Raw genomic sequence first — 15,873 nt, forward strand, 5'->3', positions numbered from 1 at the left:
TATTAAATATCCTAGTAATCAAAATACCAATTGAAAATATCAGAACGCAATCCAACTGTAAACCATGTTGTACTTTGTTTAAAAGTAGCTGCAGTTTCTTGTGTTGGGTCAAAATTCCTGTAAATAAAACTTCCGAAAAATTTAAGATTCGTTATTGGGTTAACCAGATAGCCTGCCTGTATATCTGCAATGAAAACATTTGTTTTGTTACCCTGACCTACTTTTACCCCTTTATCATAAGGTCTGTTTTCATCGTAGCTTTTGTAAATGTTTCCTCCGTAATTAAAACTATCTTCCGGTGTGTCAAAATCCAGACCACGGGTACCTACCGTAAATTTGGCATCGGTGTAATAACGTCCTTTATGGTAGCGTGCGATTGCCACTAATTCCTTAAAATTCCCTCCCCATTGATGCCCAATACTTTGATTATTGTGCCCGTAATTTGTGATTACGGCGCTATGTGAATATACGTAAGGACGAACATGATTATACTCTAACTGAAATAATAAATCCTTTACATTAAACGCATTAAAGTATTTAGCTCCAACCTGGAATCCAAATTTGTTTTTCCAGCTCTTATCTCCTGATTTTACATCAGATACAGAAAATTCATCAATTAAGAACTGCCCGTATAAGTTAATATTGTTATTCCATTTATATTTACCCGTAAGTCCCAATAAAGCATTACCGCTTTTAGAAGAAGAACCAAATTCTACAGCACGATAAAATATAATCGGATTTACAAAATTAATATCAAACCCCCTGTTATTACTATCAGTCCAAACAACAGACTCAAAGAATCCCAGGTTTAATCTGTTAGAAACATTCCAGCTCAGATAATGGTTCGCCATAAATTTTGAAGCGTATGTTTTTTCTTCTGTCACTTCCGGGCGAACATCTTTAAGCCACATGTAAGTGTTTGTATATTTTATTTTCCAGAATGTTGTATTAATTTTAAAATAAGGATACGGACTTGCTCCGTCTGCCTCTAATAACGAACGATATCCGTCTCCTATAAAATTTCTCCCATAACCCAACTGAAAGTCAAAAATTTTGCTTGGAGCAAATGTAATATTCGCTTCTGCCAGTGGGAAATCATAAGCATCGGTTTTGAATCCTTTTGCGATTCCAATTCCGGGTATAATAGCGGGATTACCACCAGATGGTTTTATTGATTCTGCATAATCATTAAAATAACCTGCAAATCGTCCCTGGCTTTCAAAAAAAGTAGTGGTAAAATTAATTTGCTTTCCTAAACCTCCTCTAAAATTTAAGGCGCGTGTGTTTACATAAGTATAGGAGGCATCAATATCCGAAGCCTTCCCCATTTGCAAATCAACAATAGGATTTAATGCCAGCCAATAATCTTCTCCCTGAATCTGAACCATGTTTTCGTTCCACAATTTTCTTCCCAGCCATGACGAGGTATTTTTTTGCAATGATTCATTTACTGCTTTCAAATTATAATATTTTGAAACCTCAGCATAGGTATATGGCTTAGAAGCCGTATGATTATTACTTCCCACCTGGTTCATTGCACCATCAAACTGTGCATAGTAACTATGAGAAAAAGGAATATTTAAATGACTGTCGAATTCTGGATTATTATATTTTTTATACACAATACTATCCAGTTCTGTCATTGGTTTTTCCTTTGGCTTTAGAATTTGAGAAGCTGCTAAAGCTTCTTCTGCAATCTGATCAGCACTTTTTAAAGGGATACTTATTGTAATTGTATATTTAGAATAGGTTGGTTTCCCGTTATAAGTGGACGGTTTTATTACAGGAAATGCACTGAAAACCCGTTTTGATTCCTGCACCAATTCATCATTTACGGCATTTACATAAATTACTTTAAACGCTCCTTTTTCATCAACTTCAAAAAGAACTTTTACCTCTCCTTTATAGTTTGCTTCTTTTAGTTTTTGAGGCACTTCAAAATTATGAAATACAAAATCCTGAACTTCTTTGTAAAAGCAGTTTTCAAGGTCTTTTGACTGCAGGTTTTCACAATTTGGGAAAACAGGAAATTGTTCTGATATAAAACCAGGTGTAATAGAGGAATTATTGTTTTCCTGTGAATAACCTGAAAGGGCTGATAGGGTAAATACAAAAGATAAAAAAATCTTTCTTGTGTAGGTTTGGGTTTTCATTTAGTATTGATTTGGGGTATTTTCTCCGTTGGCAATTTTTTTTGCCGCCGAAGTTCCGATACGTTTAACACCTAAACGAATCATTTCTATTGCTTCATCATATGACCGAACACCACCTGCTGCTTTAACCGGCAGAGGGGATGCATTTTCTAACATCATTATAATTGTTGGAATTGTGGCTCCGTTTGGCAAATCATTTTCAGTTTTAAAAAAACCTGTCGATGATTTTACAAAAACAGAATTATAGTTTTCTTCTTTAAAGTTAGAAATCACAACATTTTTTATCAAAGCGGAAAGCTGAATAATATCTTTATCAGTCAGGGCAGCAACTTCAATAATCCATTTTACTGTTTTATTGTTTGCCAAACCGATTTGTGTGCCAATAAAAATTTCTTGTTTTACCAAAGCAAGGTCTCCATTTTTAAAAGCCTCGTAATTACAAACAAAATCTAAGTCATCTGCTCCGTTTTTGATTGCTTCATTTGCTTCTTTTAATTTTGTTTCGATATCGGATTTACCATCGGGAAAGTCTATAACAGTTCCAACAAGCAGCATTGAATTGGCTTTTAAAATCATTTCTTTGGCAAGTGAAACATATTCAGGCCGAATCATGACCAGCTTAAAGTTTTCTTCAATGGCTTCTGCAATCACATTTTTGACAACAATAAGATTATCTGCTTCAGAAAGTCCGGCTTGCGAGGCAGATTTTAAATAAGTAGAGTCTAAATATTGCTTTATGTTCATGATTTTGAGATTGCTCAGAAATGTTGACAAAAATACATTTAAAATTCTGAAAAAAAATACTCTTTGTTGCCCAGATTTCCGGCAACAAAAAAACCCACCGAAGTGGGTATTCTATTTTTATATTCTATCGATTTGTTTTTTAAAAGCTATAGCTGTAAAAACTCCGGTCGTGGCTCCAATTGTATTCGCCAAAATATCTGTTACATCTGCTGCTCTTGTTGTGGTAAAGACTCCCTGCAAAATTTCGATTGTAATACCAAAAAACATGGAAAATATAAACGAAACAAGATAAGCTTTGTAATCGTCAGCACTTTTTCCTTTAAGTTCTTTTTTGAAAAATAAAATCCAGGAAATTGTAAATCCGAAATGAAAACAGAAGTGGACAATTTTATCAATGCTTGGGAAACTTACCGCAGGAATATTACTTGAATCTGTTAAACAGAAATAGGATATAATCCCTGAACAAATTATTGCCCAACAAAGTAATAATTGTTTAGGCACCTATTAGTTCTTTATAAGCTTCGTCAGATAATAAAGAATCTATTTCTGATGCATCAGAGATTTTTATTTTAATCATCCATCCAGCTCCGTAAGGATCAGAATTTACTGTTTCAGGAGCACTTTCTAAACTGTCATTAAAAGCAATTATTTCTCCTGTTAAAGGAAGGAACAAATCAGAAACTGTTTTTACAGCTTCAACAGTTCCGAAAACCTCATCTTTATCAAGTGTCTGATCTAAAGTTTCTACTTCAACATACACGATATCACCTAACTCTTTTTGAGCAAAATGAGTAATTCCTACTGTTGCAACGTCTCCTTCGATGCTAACCCATTCGTGATCTTTTGTGTACTTTAAATTTGCTGGTATGCTCATAATAGTTATGTTTGAAAATTGATAATTGAATATTTAAGCCACAAATGTAATAATCTTCTAATGAAATCCAGTTTAGAAATTCAAAAATTAATTTCCGAAATTATAACGAAGTGTAAAGCCTGATCTAATATTAGTTAATGGGAATGATGTTGAAATTACTGCTTTTGAGAACGAGTGATCGTAATAAAATATAGCCGTCAGATTTTTACTGAACGAATAATCAGCAGTAAGTTTTACTGACCAGATGTTTTGTCCGGCTGCCAGCTGATTATTTTCATAATCTAAATAACGTACTAATGTTTCATTCTTTCTTAAAGAGAAATCTGCTTTTATGTTGATATCACTTTTAATAATTCCGGTCGGATTATCTGCAAGCCTTGAAGAGAAAATCACATCTTTAAAACGATATCCCAGTCCAACAACATATTCCATTCCTTTAACCTCTGTCAGTAAGTTATTATCAAAACTCATCGATAATGCCCTGTCTTTTTTAATTTCCGTAAGTACTCTTAATGAGCTTTTCAATTCAAAATCTACTCTCATAAGAGGGCTAAACTGCTCTACCAAATTGACATTGGACATGATTGTCTTGTTATAAAAATTATATGTATTCGCATCCAGACCATTCGGGTGCTCATAATAATCAAAATTAGATCTAAACTGATTTATGGTATACGATGCTCTATAGTTATGCTGTAATGAAAAACGTTTAAATTTATCTTTAAAGAACTTATAACGCATCAACCCATTGTATTTTATACTCCAGTTTGGAATCGGGAAATTTCTAAAAATATTCGTTGAAGCATCTGATGCATCTTTTCCTGAATAAGCAGCTAAAAATGCAGGAAGTAAAACTGCCTGATTACCTTTTGTATATCCTATAGGAAATCCTTCATTTGCTGTATAAATCTCTCTTTTACTTTTATCCGGATCATTATTCGGATCTGTCGGAGGTGCCGGAATCTGGTTTGCAGCATCTCCATATCTCGGTATTGGGTTTCCTGCTCCGTAATAGCCTTCAGCGAGACGATTTGCAATTATCAAACGATTACTCCTAAAATCATCAAATGCTTCAGATTCAAATTGATTGCTCGTAGAAAATGATGTTTTGATTAATACAGTTGATATTGAAAACATACCATAAGTATAACGCGACAAAGGCATATATAGATTATCTGACTCTCTTACCGAATATTGCTCAGAATTATTTTCAGAATACGACCTGTCCATTGCCAGATCAATTTTTAAATCCGGAAATAAATCGATGTTGGTCGTAACTTTTAAAACCTTATTGGTTACCTGTGTGAAATTCTGATTGAAATCCTGATAATCTGTTAACCATCCATTTTTAGCGGCTTCGTAACGCACATCATCCTGACTTCCAAAAACAAATCCTAACGAAGGTTTTGATGTTCCGAAGAAACCAACACTTGGCGTATACCCAGGTAAAACAGTTCCGCTGTTTTTGGTATAATTCACCTGAATATTTTTTACACTAGTTAAGACTCCAATTAAACCATCATAAAACGGATTACTGCTTGTAACCGGTTTTGCTGTATTTACTATTTTCTCGCCCGGTTTCGGTGGAGCAACAGCTTTAGGCTTAGCAGGTTTTTTACCTCCCGGAGTCAGGCCAAGATACTTATACAACATATTCATATTAAATGTTGTTGTCAGTGTATTTGAGTTGGCGTTCTGAATTGTATTCCCTAAATCGTACATTGTTGTTGTTCCATCTTCATTTTCTTGTTCATATTGAGAAAAAGCAGTCGATGCTCTTTGCCAGCTATAATCGGCAGTATACGAATAACTTGCTTTTATAAAGCTGAACACAGGAATCTTATTTATAGGAATTTCATAATTCAATACTAATTGCTGCAGGTGCTGATTTGGTGTTCCTATATCCCAATAATCATCCCAGATATTAAAATCTTCTTTTGGAGAATTATCGTCATTTAAGAAATTCCTAACGATATTATTTGATGCTGCAGTATAATTTAACTTTAATGATTTTGTTAAGTTAAAACCAAAGCCATATTGATAATTAAATGCAAAATTTCTTCTGTAAAGAGGATCAAGTCCGATTCCTTCAACCTCAACTTCTCTGTATTGCTGACGATTACTTTGTCTTAAAATATTCGTATTGAATGTAATATTGGATGGTAAATAATTAAAATTAAAATCACTTAACAATTTCCAATAATCACTTTTTTTCATGAACTGTGTCTTCTTAAAAGGAACTACTTCTTTTGGCTGAAAAGTATAAGCATAATTTACGGCTGTATTTGACTGTTCATCCTCATAGCTTTCTACTTCATAATCATGACGTTCAACCTGGTTATAAGATTGTGAGAACGTAAAATTCTCTACATCATAAATATGTGGTTTTTGTTCAGGAGCCCTGTCTTTTCTTACTCCGATAAAGTTGATACTTTTTCTTTTTGTGTAATCAATTGCACGCGTTCTGATGTTTTCTCTTTCTGCTGAATTAGTTGTTTCTCTCAACAACTGATCTAATTTAATATCCTGGTTAAAAGGATCGTATTCCGGAGTAATAACTTCTTCTCCAATAGCATAATTAAAAGGCAAATTAATTCCCCATTTAGGTGGCAATAATTTTCCTAAATTTAGATTGGTTACAATATTATATTGCTGAATATCTTCACGATCTCTTTCGTTTGCTCCTTCTTCAAGGGATCCAAAACCAATAGTACTTTTACGACCGGTTGCCGAAATAGTTGCAAAGTCAGCCATATTGGTATCAACACTCAATATTGCCGCCATTCCGCCTTTATTTTCCAAATCAGACATACGGAGTTCATTGAACCATACCTCTCCCATTAAGTTTTTGTGCTCGGCTGTACTTTTTAGTCCCACCATTAAGTTTCTCACCAAACCAAAATTAGGATTTCCTTTTATACCTAATCTCAGTCTGCTGTCACCGTCACCACCATCTAAATCGGTATCGTCATCCGGATAATAAACACCATTAACATCTCTTTTGCCAGAATTAATTGCAACCTGCATCCCCTTAATTTTCATTCTGGTCAGTAACTCAAGTGCAAGGTCAATATCATTTTGTTCCATCCAAACCTGATCAGCATTTACATTACAAGATCCTGCCGGTCTTGTAACTTTTAAAGGAATCTCTATCTGGTAGTAATTTTGCGTAAAGTCATTTCCAAATCGAAGAAATCCAACCATTTCGTCATCAGCCAATTCTTCCTGACTTGGTAAGGATTCTGCGTGTAGAAACATTTTAAGTTTTTTATACTGACGCATATCGACACTAACATTTTTAAAAACGGCTCTTGAGTCCTGATATTTCAATCCTCCGCCAGAAACACGTAATGCTAATGATTGTTCGTTTTGGTTAATAACCGTATTGTTGTTATACAATTGCTCTCTTTGTACTCCCGGTGGAATTTTATAATTTACAGGGCATTTAGTATCATTTTCCTGAACATTCACTACCTGAACATCAAAATCAGTATCATCGTCATCCGGATTTACGTCATTCGCATCAAGTGTTCCGGTGTATCTTCTCCACTCTCCTCTCACCAAATCAAGAGCTCCAAAACGCATTGTCATCTGATCATTGAAACCAGTCATAAACATACGCATGAATCGGATAGATCTAAAGTCTGTAATATTTCCTATTGTGTTTTTTGGCTGAGAAACAGGAATTTTAAACTGAATCCATCTTGCTTGCGTTGTGGAACCGTTTGGTAAGTCTACATTTCCTATAGTCTCAGGCTCACGAATATCTGTAATGTAATTTTCCCCAACCTGCATACCAGGTCTGATATCAATACTATATTCATAATAAGCATTGATTGTATTCATTGTATTATCACGATTAATATCCTCTACATCAGGCAAAGTGGTTGATCCGCGATTAGGGTCATCAATACTTACAGGAGAGTTACCTTCAACACCATTATAATTTTTATAACGATCCTGAACACCACCATCTGTATTTAAATAATATTTATAGTTATCACCAGCCGGATCGGGCTCAGATGCATAATTGGTATAAATTGCAGCTTCTCTTGCGTCAGGCAAACCATCTAAACCAACGTCCTGATTTTTACGGTTATCGGCATTGGTATCAAAAGCGTAGATCAAAGATTGAGAGGCAGGAACGTCACCCCACAATGGTTGTGGTTTTACCATTACCTGATCTGGTCCTAGACCATTTTCATACTGCTTTCTGTTATCTTTTAGAATATCTTCGGATATTTCACCTAAGTTAAAATAGATTTTTCCTGTGTTATTAGGCTGTGCCTGCCCGTTTCCTACGTATGGATCAAGTACCCAGAACTGCACATACTCTACATTTCCCTGTTCAAAATTGGTTGAATTTAATGCACGCATAATCCCTCCAAAATTAGATGTTGCGGGATCTGCATTAAAACTTGGATTATTATTATATGGTCCTCTTTCTGATGGATAGTAACTCAAATCTAAGGTATTAATAACCTGAATTTGTCCCTGGGCAATATCTGTATTTGGATACAACTCTTTACTGTAAACCCTTCTTGTTGAATTTAATGATAAATCATCGTTTGAAATTCCTGATGGTTTAGAGGAATAAAAAACAGGATCGATAGTATACCACGATAGTTTTGCTCTTTTGTAACCATATCTTAAATCCTCAAAATTTGCATTAAAAGTAGGGTCGCCTGCGGTAGTTATAAACGGAGTCGAAGCCAGGCTCCATGCATATGCTGAACGCATATCTATTGTTGATTGCGAGCCTTCAAAGTCATCAATGTAAATTGTTGCCTCTCCTTCAAAATCACTAGCTTTTGGTGCATCAGGTTTTAAAAAGGCAACTTCTCCACGAATCGAAAGGTTTGATGGAACATCTGTATCAATATTTGGAAGTTTATTGACTAATCTGGTAAAGAAAGGAACCTCTGTTGAATAATTTCCATTAAAACCATAAATTGTATTATTTACAGATTCCTGTCCGTAACTTGATTTTTGGGTAAATGGTCTTTCTGTCATTTTTAAGAAAGTACCTCCAACAACAAAATTATCAGAAATTTTATGTTCGATATTGAATCCTACAAATCTTCGGGTTTGTTGTCCAAAAATTGAATTGTTTTCTAAGGAAACTTCAATAGGTGTATTCGACGCCTGAAGTGAAGGATCTAAAATCTGAACTCTTCCTAATTGATAATCGACACTATAATCAATACCTTCAACTAAAACTCTTCCGGCAGCTGTAACTACAACAGAACCCTGCGGAACATTGAACGCTCCAATTGGAATACCGTTGCTTCCTGATGATTTGTATTTACCACGCAATAAAAATTTGTTTTTATCACTATCCTGTAAAGCTCCTGCCTGAGTGCTTTTATACATGCTCCTAAAAACATATTTTTGCTGGTTTACGTTATAAGTACTGGTATTATTATAATCTTCTCCCGTTGTAGTCTGCAATTTCTGGAACAAAAGCTCACCAAAAGGCTCTTTGGTTGTAAAGATAATTCGTCCGTTTTGAGCATCAACGGTTATACCCGGAATATAATCAAAGAAACCATCACCACCTTTTTGCGGATCATTGTTGTAATTTAACTGATCTATATTAAAAACATTTAGTAAAGGTGTTTTTGTTACATAGTAATTATTCGGATCCGGATTAACGGGATCGTCATCAGGAAAATGACTTCCGGTAACAGGAGAAATATAATTTATAGGTGACGGGTCTGTATAAAGAATATTTAACCTGAAGTCATCTTGTTTTATTTGATAAGCCTGAGGAATTTGGTAAACGTTTTTCATCATTAAATCCCAAACAGGATTGTTTACGTTTGTCAAACTACTTTTCAGCATTTTTAAAATCAAACTTTGGGTAATAATGGTCTGGTTAGAACTGTTGTCTCCGGTCACAACTGTACCATCAACTCCGTCACTACCAAATTCCCCAACCTGATATACTTTATCTCCAACAGTATATTCAAAAGCTACTGCCAAAATCTCATCATTTGCTAAACGCTGCTGCAAAGAGATGTATCCTAATTGCGCATTAAAAGTATATTCATTTGTGGTTAACTTTCTTGCATTTTCTAATACCGAATAGTCAGTCCCTTCACTTGTATTTGGATTGTTAAATCCTGATTTTGCCGTAACAATTTCTCTAATGTTCTGATTCAAAAAATATCCGGATCTACCAATAGATTTCGGATCATACATGTTATTTTCGTTGTCTGTTGGCGAACCGATAGGTTTAGCAGGATTGAAAAAATTTGCAGTAGAACCAATCACAACAACTTCATTGTCCGGAACTCCCTGAATTCGTGCTTCTCCTAAATCCTGAAGCGCAATAACATTTCTTAGGTTATTGTTTGTAGTGCTAACTCTGTTTTGCTTGTTTGTAACCCAAACTTCAAGTCTTGTAATCTGCACACGGCTATCTATAAAAGGATATTTCTTTAAGGAAGCATCATATTTATTTCTAAAATATTGCGATAGAAAGAAGTGCCTGTCATTATCGTAGTCCAATGCGTATAAATCAAAATTCTGAACGGTTCCGCCACCTTCTGCAACTATACTTTTTGTTTGGGACTTCTGTTCTGAAAAAACACCGGTTACTGTTGTCTTACCAAACTGCAACTGCGCTTTTACCCCAAACAAACTTTGAGCTCCCCGAATCAGTGTGCTATTAAGAGGCATACTAACGTTACCCACTTCGACTTTTTGAATAATATCATCCTCAGAAGGGGTGTACGCAAGTTTAAATAAATTTTGAAATGCAAATGTCGATTGCGTATCGTAGTTGGCATTTACTTCTAATCTTGTACCCACTTTTCCCATTAAACTCATACTGATTCTCTGATCGAAGTCGAAAGTAAGACTTGACCGGTTTCTTGGAGAAAAAGCAGGATTATCTTGTTTAGTATACCGCACACCCAAATCCATCTCTACTGATCCTGTGGGCTTTACATCAATTGTATTGCTGCCAAAAATACTTTCGAAAAGACTTGAATTAATGTAATATCTTGGAAGTAAATCTTTTTTGGCCGCTTCACTTCCTTCTTTTTTACCATCAATCGCATCCATTTTTTTTCTGAAATATTCTCTTCGGGATTCTTTGAGAACTAAATCTTCATACTCTTTTGGAGTCAGAACAATTGGATAATCAATGGAAAAACCATCAACGGAATTTGTGTAGATATATCTGTCGGTAATGGGGTCGTATTTATAAGCCGAAAGTATGCTCGGAGGATTTTCAAGCTCTAATTTCCCGACAGAGAACTGAGTTTTTGTTGTATCTTGAACTGCTGGATTTACTTGCGAACGCAAAACATTACCGCAAAATAAAACCAGTAAAAAAATACAAATTTTACGCATACAATTCGTTTATATAAAATTGAGTTTATAAGCTTTTTAATGCTTTTTTAATGATCATTTCTGCCGTAGCTTCAGGATCTTCTTTAACGATCTTTTCAACCACTTTTTCAGAAGTTTTGCGGACAAATCCTAAAACTTCCAAAGCAGATAACGCTTCATCTCTGTTTGTATTGTTCTGAACTACCGAAACTTCGTCCAAATCGTACAATTTTAACACTTTTTCCTTTAAATCAAGTATAACTCTCTGTGCCGTTTTGTTTCCAATCCCTTTTATTGATTGTATTACACCGACATCTCCAGAGGCAATGGCATTAATAATTTGTCTGGGTTCTATTGAAGATAACATGGTTCTGGCTATGTTAGCTCCTATCCCTGAAACCGACAATAACATTCTAAAAATCTCTCTTTCTGATTTTTCTACAAACCCAAATAAAGTATGCGCATCTTCTTTGATTTGAAGATGCGTATACAATTTTATAAAATCAGCATTGGGAAGCAGAGAAAATGTGTGTAAGGATATATTAACGTGATATCCTACTCCGCCACAGTCAATCACAACTTCTGTGGGATTTTTTTCTACTAATTTCCCTTGCAAATGTGCTATCATAGTATAATTTATTAAGTCAAATATAATAAAAATAAGACAATTTATCCGATCTTAATTTTTTGGTACTATTTAGCTAATTTATTTTTTTTATTTTCTTTTTCCTGAGCGTCAATAACAGCTATAGCAGCCATATTAACCATCTCTTCAACGCTTGCTCCCAACTGGAAAATGTGGACTGGCTTGCCCATTCCCATCATAATTGGCCCAATAGAATTTACTTTATATAACTCTTTTAATAGTTTGTAAGTAATATTAGCTGATTCTAAGTTAGGGAAAATCAATGTGTTTACTTTTTTTCCTGCTAATTTTGAGAACGGGAATTTTTCCTGCAGCATTTCCGGGTTCAAAGCAAAATCGGCCTGGATTTCTCCGTCAACTATCATGTCCGGGTGATTTCTGTGCAAATACGCTACAGCATCTCTTACTTTTGATGCTCCGGCACTTGTTGACGAACCAAAGTTTGAAAAGGAAACCATTGCTATAACAGGTTCAACTCCAAACATTTTTGCCGTTTTTGCAGTCATAACAGCAATATTCACCAAGTCTTCAGAAGTAGGATTAATATTAATTGCCGTATCTGACAAAAACATTGGCCCACGGGAAGTAAGCATCATATTGGCTGTTGCTACCAGAGAAGCTCCATGTGCTTTCTCAATTAACTGTAACATTGGTTTTACAACACTTGGGTAACTTCTGGAATATCCTGTTACTAAAGCATCTGCTTCACCTTCGTTAACCATCATAGCTGCAAAATAGTTTCTTTCGCGCATGAATTTCTGTGCATCCAATAAAGAAACACCTCTTCTTTCTCTTGTTGACCAGAAGGAATTTGCAAATTTATTTCTTCTTGCTTCTTCTTCTACCGTTTTAGGATCAATGATTTCTACTTCGGCATCAAAACCTAATTCTTTTTTTAGCTCCAGGATAGTCTCTTTATCTCCTAATAAAATTGGAAAACCAATACCATCTTCATGAACAATTTGTGCTGCTTTTAAAACATTTAGCTGATCTGCTTCTGCAAAAACAACTCTTTTAGGATCTAATTTAGCACGGTTAGTCATCAGACGAACCATTTTGTTGTCATTACCCATACGCTCACGAAGCACATCTTCATAAGCTGCCCAGTCTGTAATAGGATTTTTTGCCACTCCGGATTCCATTGCTGCTCTTGCAACTGCAGGTGCTACAATGGTAATCAATCTTGGATCAAATGGTTTAGGGATAATATATTCCTGGCCAAATCCTAATTTTGTTGCTCCGTAAGCTACGTTTACCTGTTCCGGAACCGGTTCTTTTGCCAAAATAGCCAACGCTTTTACAGCAGCCATTTTCATTGCCTCGTTAATTTTTGTAGCTCTTACATCAAGTGCTCCTCTAAAAATATATGGAAAACCCAGAACGTTATTCACCTGATTAGGAAAATCAGAACGACCTGTAGCCATAATAACATCTTTTCTGGTTTCAACAGCTAAGTTATAATCGATCTCCGGATTTGGATTGGCCATTGCAAAAACGATCGGATTGGCTGCCATTGATAATAACATATCCGGAGACAAAATGTTTCCTGAAGATAATCCGATAAAAACATCAGCACCTTTTACAGCTTCTGCTAAATCTACTGAAGGTCCGTTTATGGCATATTTTAATTGTAATTCTGACAATGAAGGATTATCTTTTGTTAAAAGTCCTTTACTGTTGAACATCATGATATTCTCTACTTTTACTCCTAGTAAAACATATAAATCAGTACAGGCTATTGCAGCAGAACCTGCACCCGAAACTACCATTTTTACATCTTCTGCTTTTTTTCCTGCTAATTCCAGTGCATTGATTAAAGCTGCTGAAGAGATAATGGCCGTACCATGCTGATCGTCGTGCATTACCGGAATGTCCAGTTCTTCAACTAGTCTTCTTTCAATTTCAAAAGATTCCGGAGCTTTAATATCTTCCAGGTTGATTCCTCCAAAAGTCGGAGCAATATTTTTTACGGTCTGAATAAATTCTTCAACATCTTTTGTTCCGATTTCAATGTCAAAGACATCAATATCAGAAAATATTTTAAACAACAAACCTTTTCCTTCCATAACGGGTTTAGAAGCTTCAGGACCAATGTCTCCAAGTCCTAAAACAGCTGTTCCGTTTGAGATTACGGCAACTAAATTTCCTTTGGCGGTATATTTATAAACGTCCTCAATATTTTTTTCAATTTCTAAACATGGTTCTGCAACACCCGGTGAATATGCAAGAGAAAGATCTCTTTGAGTTGCATATTTTTTTGTTGGTACTACCTGAATTTTCCCTGGAGTTGGCTTAGAATGATATAATAATGCCTCTTCTCTTTTATTGTCTTTACTCATTGTTTTTAGCTTTTATTCTAGCTTACAAAGATATAAGTCTTCGATTAAAATGGCATGTTTTTATAGCTTTCTTTTGTTAAAATAACAATTATGACCGGCAAAAAAAAATAGTCCGGCAAAATCCGGACTATTTTTTTAAGTATGTTTTTTAAATTTTAATTACTGCGAAATGTAAGAATTTAAGTGCTGAATAGTATCTTTCTGAATCTCTATAATTGCCTTCACAACATCGCTGATAGAAATTATTCCGACCACGATGCCATCTTCTATAACAGGTAAATGTCTGATACGTTTACTGCTCATAAGCTCCATGCAATCTTCAATATTATTTGAAAGCTGTACCGAGAAAATAGTACTTTCCATGATTTCATGTACAAAAGTTTCTTTTGAGGATCTGTCTTTCAGAATAATTTTTCTGGCATAATCCCTTTCAGACAATATCCCTTTTAGATCGGATTCATCTATAACCAGAATTGCTCCTATGTTTTTCTCTCCCATCACTTTCAGTGCCTCGTAAACAGTGGTTGTTGAAAGTACTGAGTAAACATTTTTTCCTTTTGCGTTAAGTATTTGTGCTACAGTCATATCTGAAAAATTTTAATTCCTATAAAGTTAAAAAAAAATGAACATAAACAATACACAATAGTATTTTTTAGAAACATAACTTATTCATTTTAAATATAATACAGTTTATTTCAGATTTTAAGAATTATCTCATAAAGAAAGTATCCTTTTTGGGTTCTTTTTTGTCAAAAACCTATACCTTTTACAAATCTTTCCTACAAAACAAAAATCAAAAGCCCTTTTCAGATTTTGAAAAGGGCTTTTGATTTTTGTTTTGTTTTATTTTAGTTATTCAAAATCCAACAGTTCTTTTATGGGTATTCCCAAACCTTTAGATAATGCAAGTAAATAAAGGTATGTAGGATTGAATTCACCAGATTCTACCTTATGTATAGATTGCTGATCTTTTAATATCAGCAATCCCAGCTTAGCCTGGGATAATCCTTTAGCCATCCTAAGTTCTTTAATCCTGCCTCCTAAACGCTTTAAATCTTGTGAGTTATCCACTTTTTTTTATAATTCCAGACAATTTGCATTTAAGAAAATATCTTACTTATTAATGTACTTGATTCTATTTTCAATGAATCCGCTATTGAAAAAAGCAAACTGATGGTAATATTTTGTTTCCCTTTTTCTATACGCTGAATAGTCCTTACATCAACATTACATAATGTTGACAATTGTTCTTGTGTAATTTTTTCTTTTACCCTAAGTTCCTTTATCAGCAGACCTAATTTGATAATCTCTGACTCGTATTTATTATTTTTCACACTCAAATCTATTAAACTGTGGAAAAAATAAGCGCGACATATATGTCGTATTTAAAATATAGTCTTATATTTACAAAAAAAATATCATGCAAACCGATGAAATTAAAAATCTAGAATCTCTTAAAAAACTAACTGCTATATACTTTCGAAAACTAAAACCAACTAATGACAAAACAGGAACTAATGTGGCTCAAATTAAATTTGTCAATTATTATGAACTGGGCTGTGTTATAACCAATATGCTAAAAATGTGCATTCTAGCGCTGGAGCATAATGCAGAAAAGGTTTCAATAACAAATCGAAATCAAATTAATGTTTCTTTAGTTTTAGAAACGGTTTTGGAAATGTTTCCTTTAGATGAATTTGAATTTTTAAGCGAAATCAGCGATTTGGTTGCTGCAGATTCTAATTATTGCTGAATAAAAAATCCCTTTTCTAAATT

The 15,873-nt window shown here is 34.5% G+C and carries 11 protein-coding genes; 1 reads left to right on the plus strand and 10 read right to left on the minus strand.

What is annotated here, in order from left to right; translation table 11 throughout:
* Positions 1 to 11 precede the first annotated feature (11 nt).
* The 10 genes from DCO46_RS05970 to DCO46_RS23420 all read right to left on the minus strand — a co-directional run bounded on the left by DCO46_RS05970 (position 12) and on the right by DCO46_RS23420 (position 15,431).
* Entirely contained in the window at positions 12 to 2,153 is a 2,142-nt protein-coding gene (locus DCO46_RS05970) for a gliding motility protein RemB (protein WP_116751650.1), read from the minus strand.
* Positions 2,154 to 2,897, minus strand: coding sequence for a deoxyribose-phosphate aldolase (gene deoC, locus DCO46_RS05975; RefSeq protein ID WP_116751651.1), 744 nt, complete (start codon positions 2,895 to 2,897; stop codon positions 2,154 to 2,156).
* Between the two features lie 117 nt (positions 2,898 to 3,014).
* Entirely contained in the window at positions 3,015 to 3,398 is a 384-nt protein-coding gene (locus DCO46_RS05980) for a VanZ family protein (RefSeq protein ID WP_116751652.1), read from the minus strand.
* The gene (gcvH, locus tag DCO46_RS05985; protein WP_116751653.1) at positions 3,391 to 3,771 is read right to left on the minus strand and encodes a glycine cleavage system protein GcvH; all 381 of its coding nucleotides are present in this window, start codon (positions 3,769 to 3,771) and stop codon (positions 3,391 to 3,393) included. The genes DCO46_RS05980 and gcvH overlap by 8 nt, the downstream gene beginning before the upstream one ends.
* Before the next feature lie 87 nt (positions 3,772 to 3,858).
* Entirely contained in the window at positions 3,859 to 11,133 is a 7,275-nt protein-coding gene (gene sprA / locus DCO46_RS05990; RefSeq protein ID WP_116751654.1) for a cell surface protein SprA, read from the minus strand.
* Positions 11,134 to 11,158: 25 nt separating this feature from the next.
* Positions 11,159 to 11,740, minus strand: a complete 582-nt coding sequence (ruvA, locus tag DCO46_RS05995; RefSeq protein ID WP_116751655.1) for a Holliday junction branch migration protein RuvA — start codon at positions 11,738 to 11,740, stop codon at positions 11,159 to 11,161.
* A 65-nt stretch (positions 11,741 to 11,805) separates the two neighbouring features.
* A complete protein-coding gene (locus tag DCO46_RS06000; RefSeq protein WP_116751656.1) occupies positions 11,806 to 14,097 on the minus strand; it encodes an NADP-dependent malic enzyme in 2,292 nt (763 codons plus the stop codon).
* 159 nt (positions 14,098 to 14,256) lie between these two features.
* Positions 14,257 to 14,682 (minus strand): CBS domain-containing protein, encoded by a 426-nt coding sequence (locus DCO46_RS06005; protein ID WP_116751657.1) that lies wholly within the window; start codon positions 14,680 to 14,682, stop codon positions 14,257 to 14,259.
* A 267-nt stretch (positions 14,683 to 14,949) separates the two neighbouring features.
* Complete coding sequence (locus DCO46_RS06010) at positions 14,950 to 15,168, minus strand: helix-turn-helix domain-containing protein (RefSeq protein WP_116751658.1); 219 nt, start codon at positions 15,166 to 15,168, stop codon at positions 14,950 to 14,952.
* Between the two features lie 29 nt (positions 15,169 to 15,197).
* A complete protein-coding gene (locus DCO46_RS23420; protein ID WP_165828846.1) occupies positions 15,198 to 15,431 on the minus strand; it encodes a helix-turn-helix domain-containing protein in 234 nt (77 codons plus the stop codon).
* A gap of 86 nt (positions 15,432 to 15,517) precedes the next feature.
* On the opposite strand from DCO46_RS23420, the gene DCO46_RS06020 reads away from it, so the two are divergent.
* The gene (locus DCO46_RS06020; RefSeq protein ID WP_116751660.1) at positions 15,518 to 15,850 is read left to right on the plus strand and encodes a hypothetical protein; all 333 of its coding nucleotides are present in this window, start codon (positions 15,518 to 15,520) and stop codon (positions 15,848 to 15,850) included.
* The last annotated feature ends 23 nt before the right edge of the window (positions 15,851 to 15,873 follow it).

This window comes from Flavobacterium sp. HTF (genome assembly GCF_003105115.1).
Taxonomy (GTDB): domain Bacteria; phylum Bacteroidota; class Bacteroidia; order Flavobacteriales; family Flavobacteriaceae; genus Flavobacterium.

What these genes read in the sequence shown, in the direction of transcription:
- DCO46_RS05970 (WP_116751650.1), bottom strand. Translation starts at nt 2,153, where the DNA reads ATGAAAACCCAAACCTACACAAGAAAGATTTTTTTATCTTTTGTATTT.
- deoC (WP_116751651.1), bottom strand. Translation starts at nt 2,897, where the DNA reads ATGAACATAAAGCAATATTTAGACTCTACTTATTTAAAATCTGCCTCG.
- gcvH (WP_116751653.1), bottom strand. Translation starts at nt 3,771, where the DNA reads ATGAGCATACCAGCAAATTTAAAGTACACAAAAGATCACGAATGGGTT.
- sprA (WP_116751654.1), bottom strand. Translation starts at nt 11,133, where the DNA reads ATGCGTAAAATTTGTATTTTTTTACTGGTTTTATTTTGCGGTAATGTT.
- ruvA (WP_116751655.1), bottom strand. Translation starts at nt 11,740, where the DNA reads ATGATAGCACATTTGCAAGGGAAATTAGTAGAAAAAAATCCCACAGAA.
- DCO46_RS06000 (WP_116751656.1), bottom strand. Translation starts at nt 14,097, where the DNA reads ATGAGTAAAGACAATAAAAGAGAAGAGGCATTATTATATCATTCTAAG.
- DCO46_RS06005 (WP_116751657.1), bottom strand. Translation starts at nt 14,682, where the DNA reads ATGACTGTAGCACAAATACTTAACGCAAAAGGAAAAAATGTTTACTCA.
- DCO46_RS06020 (WP_116751660.1), top strand. Translation starts at nt 15,518, where the DNA reads ATGCAAACCGATGAAATTAAAAATCTAGAATCTCTTAAAAAACTAACT.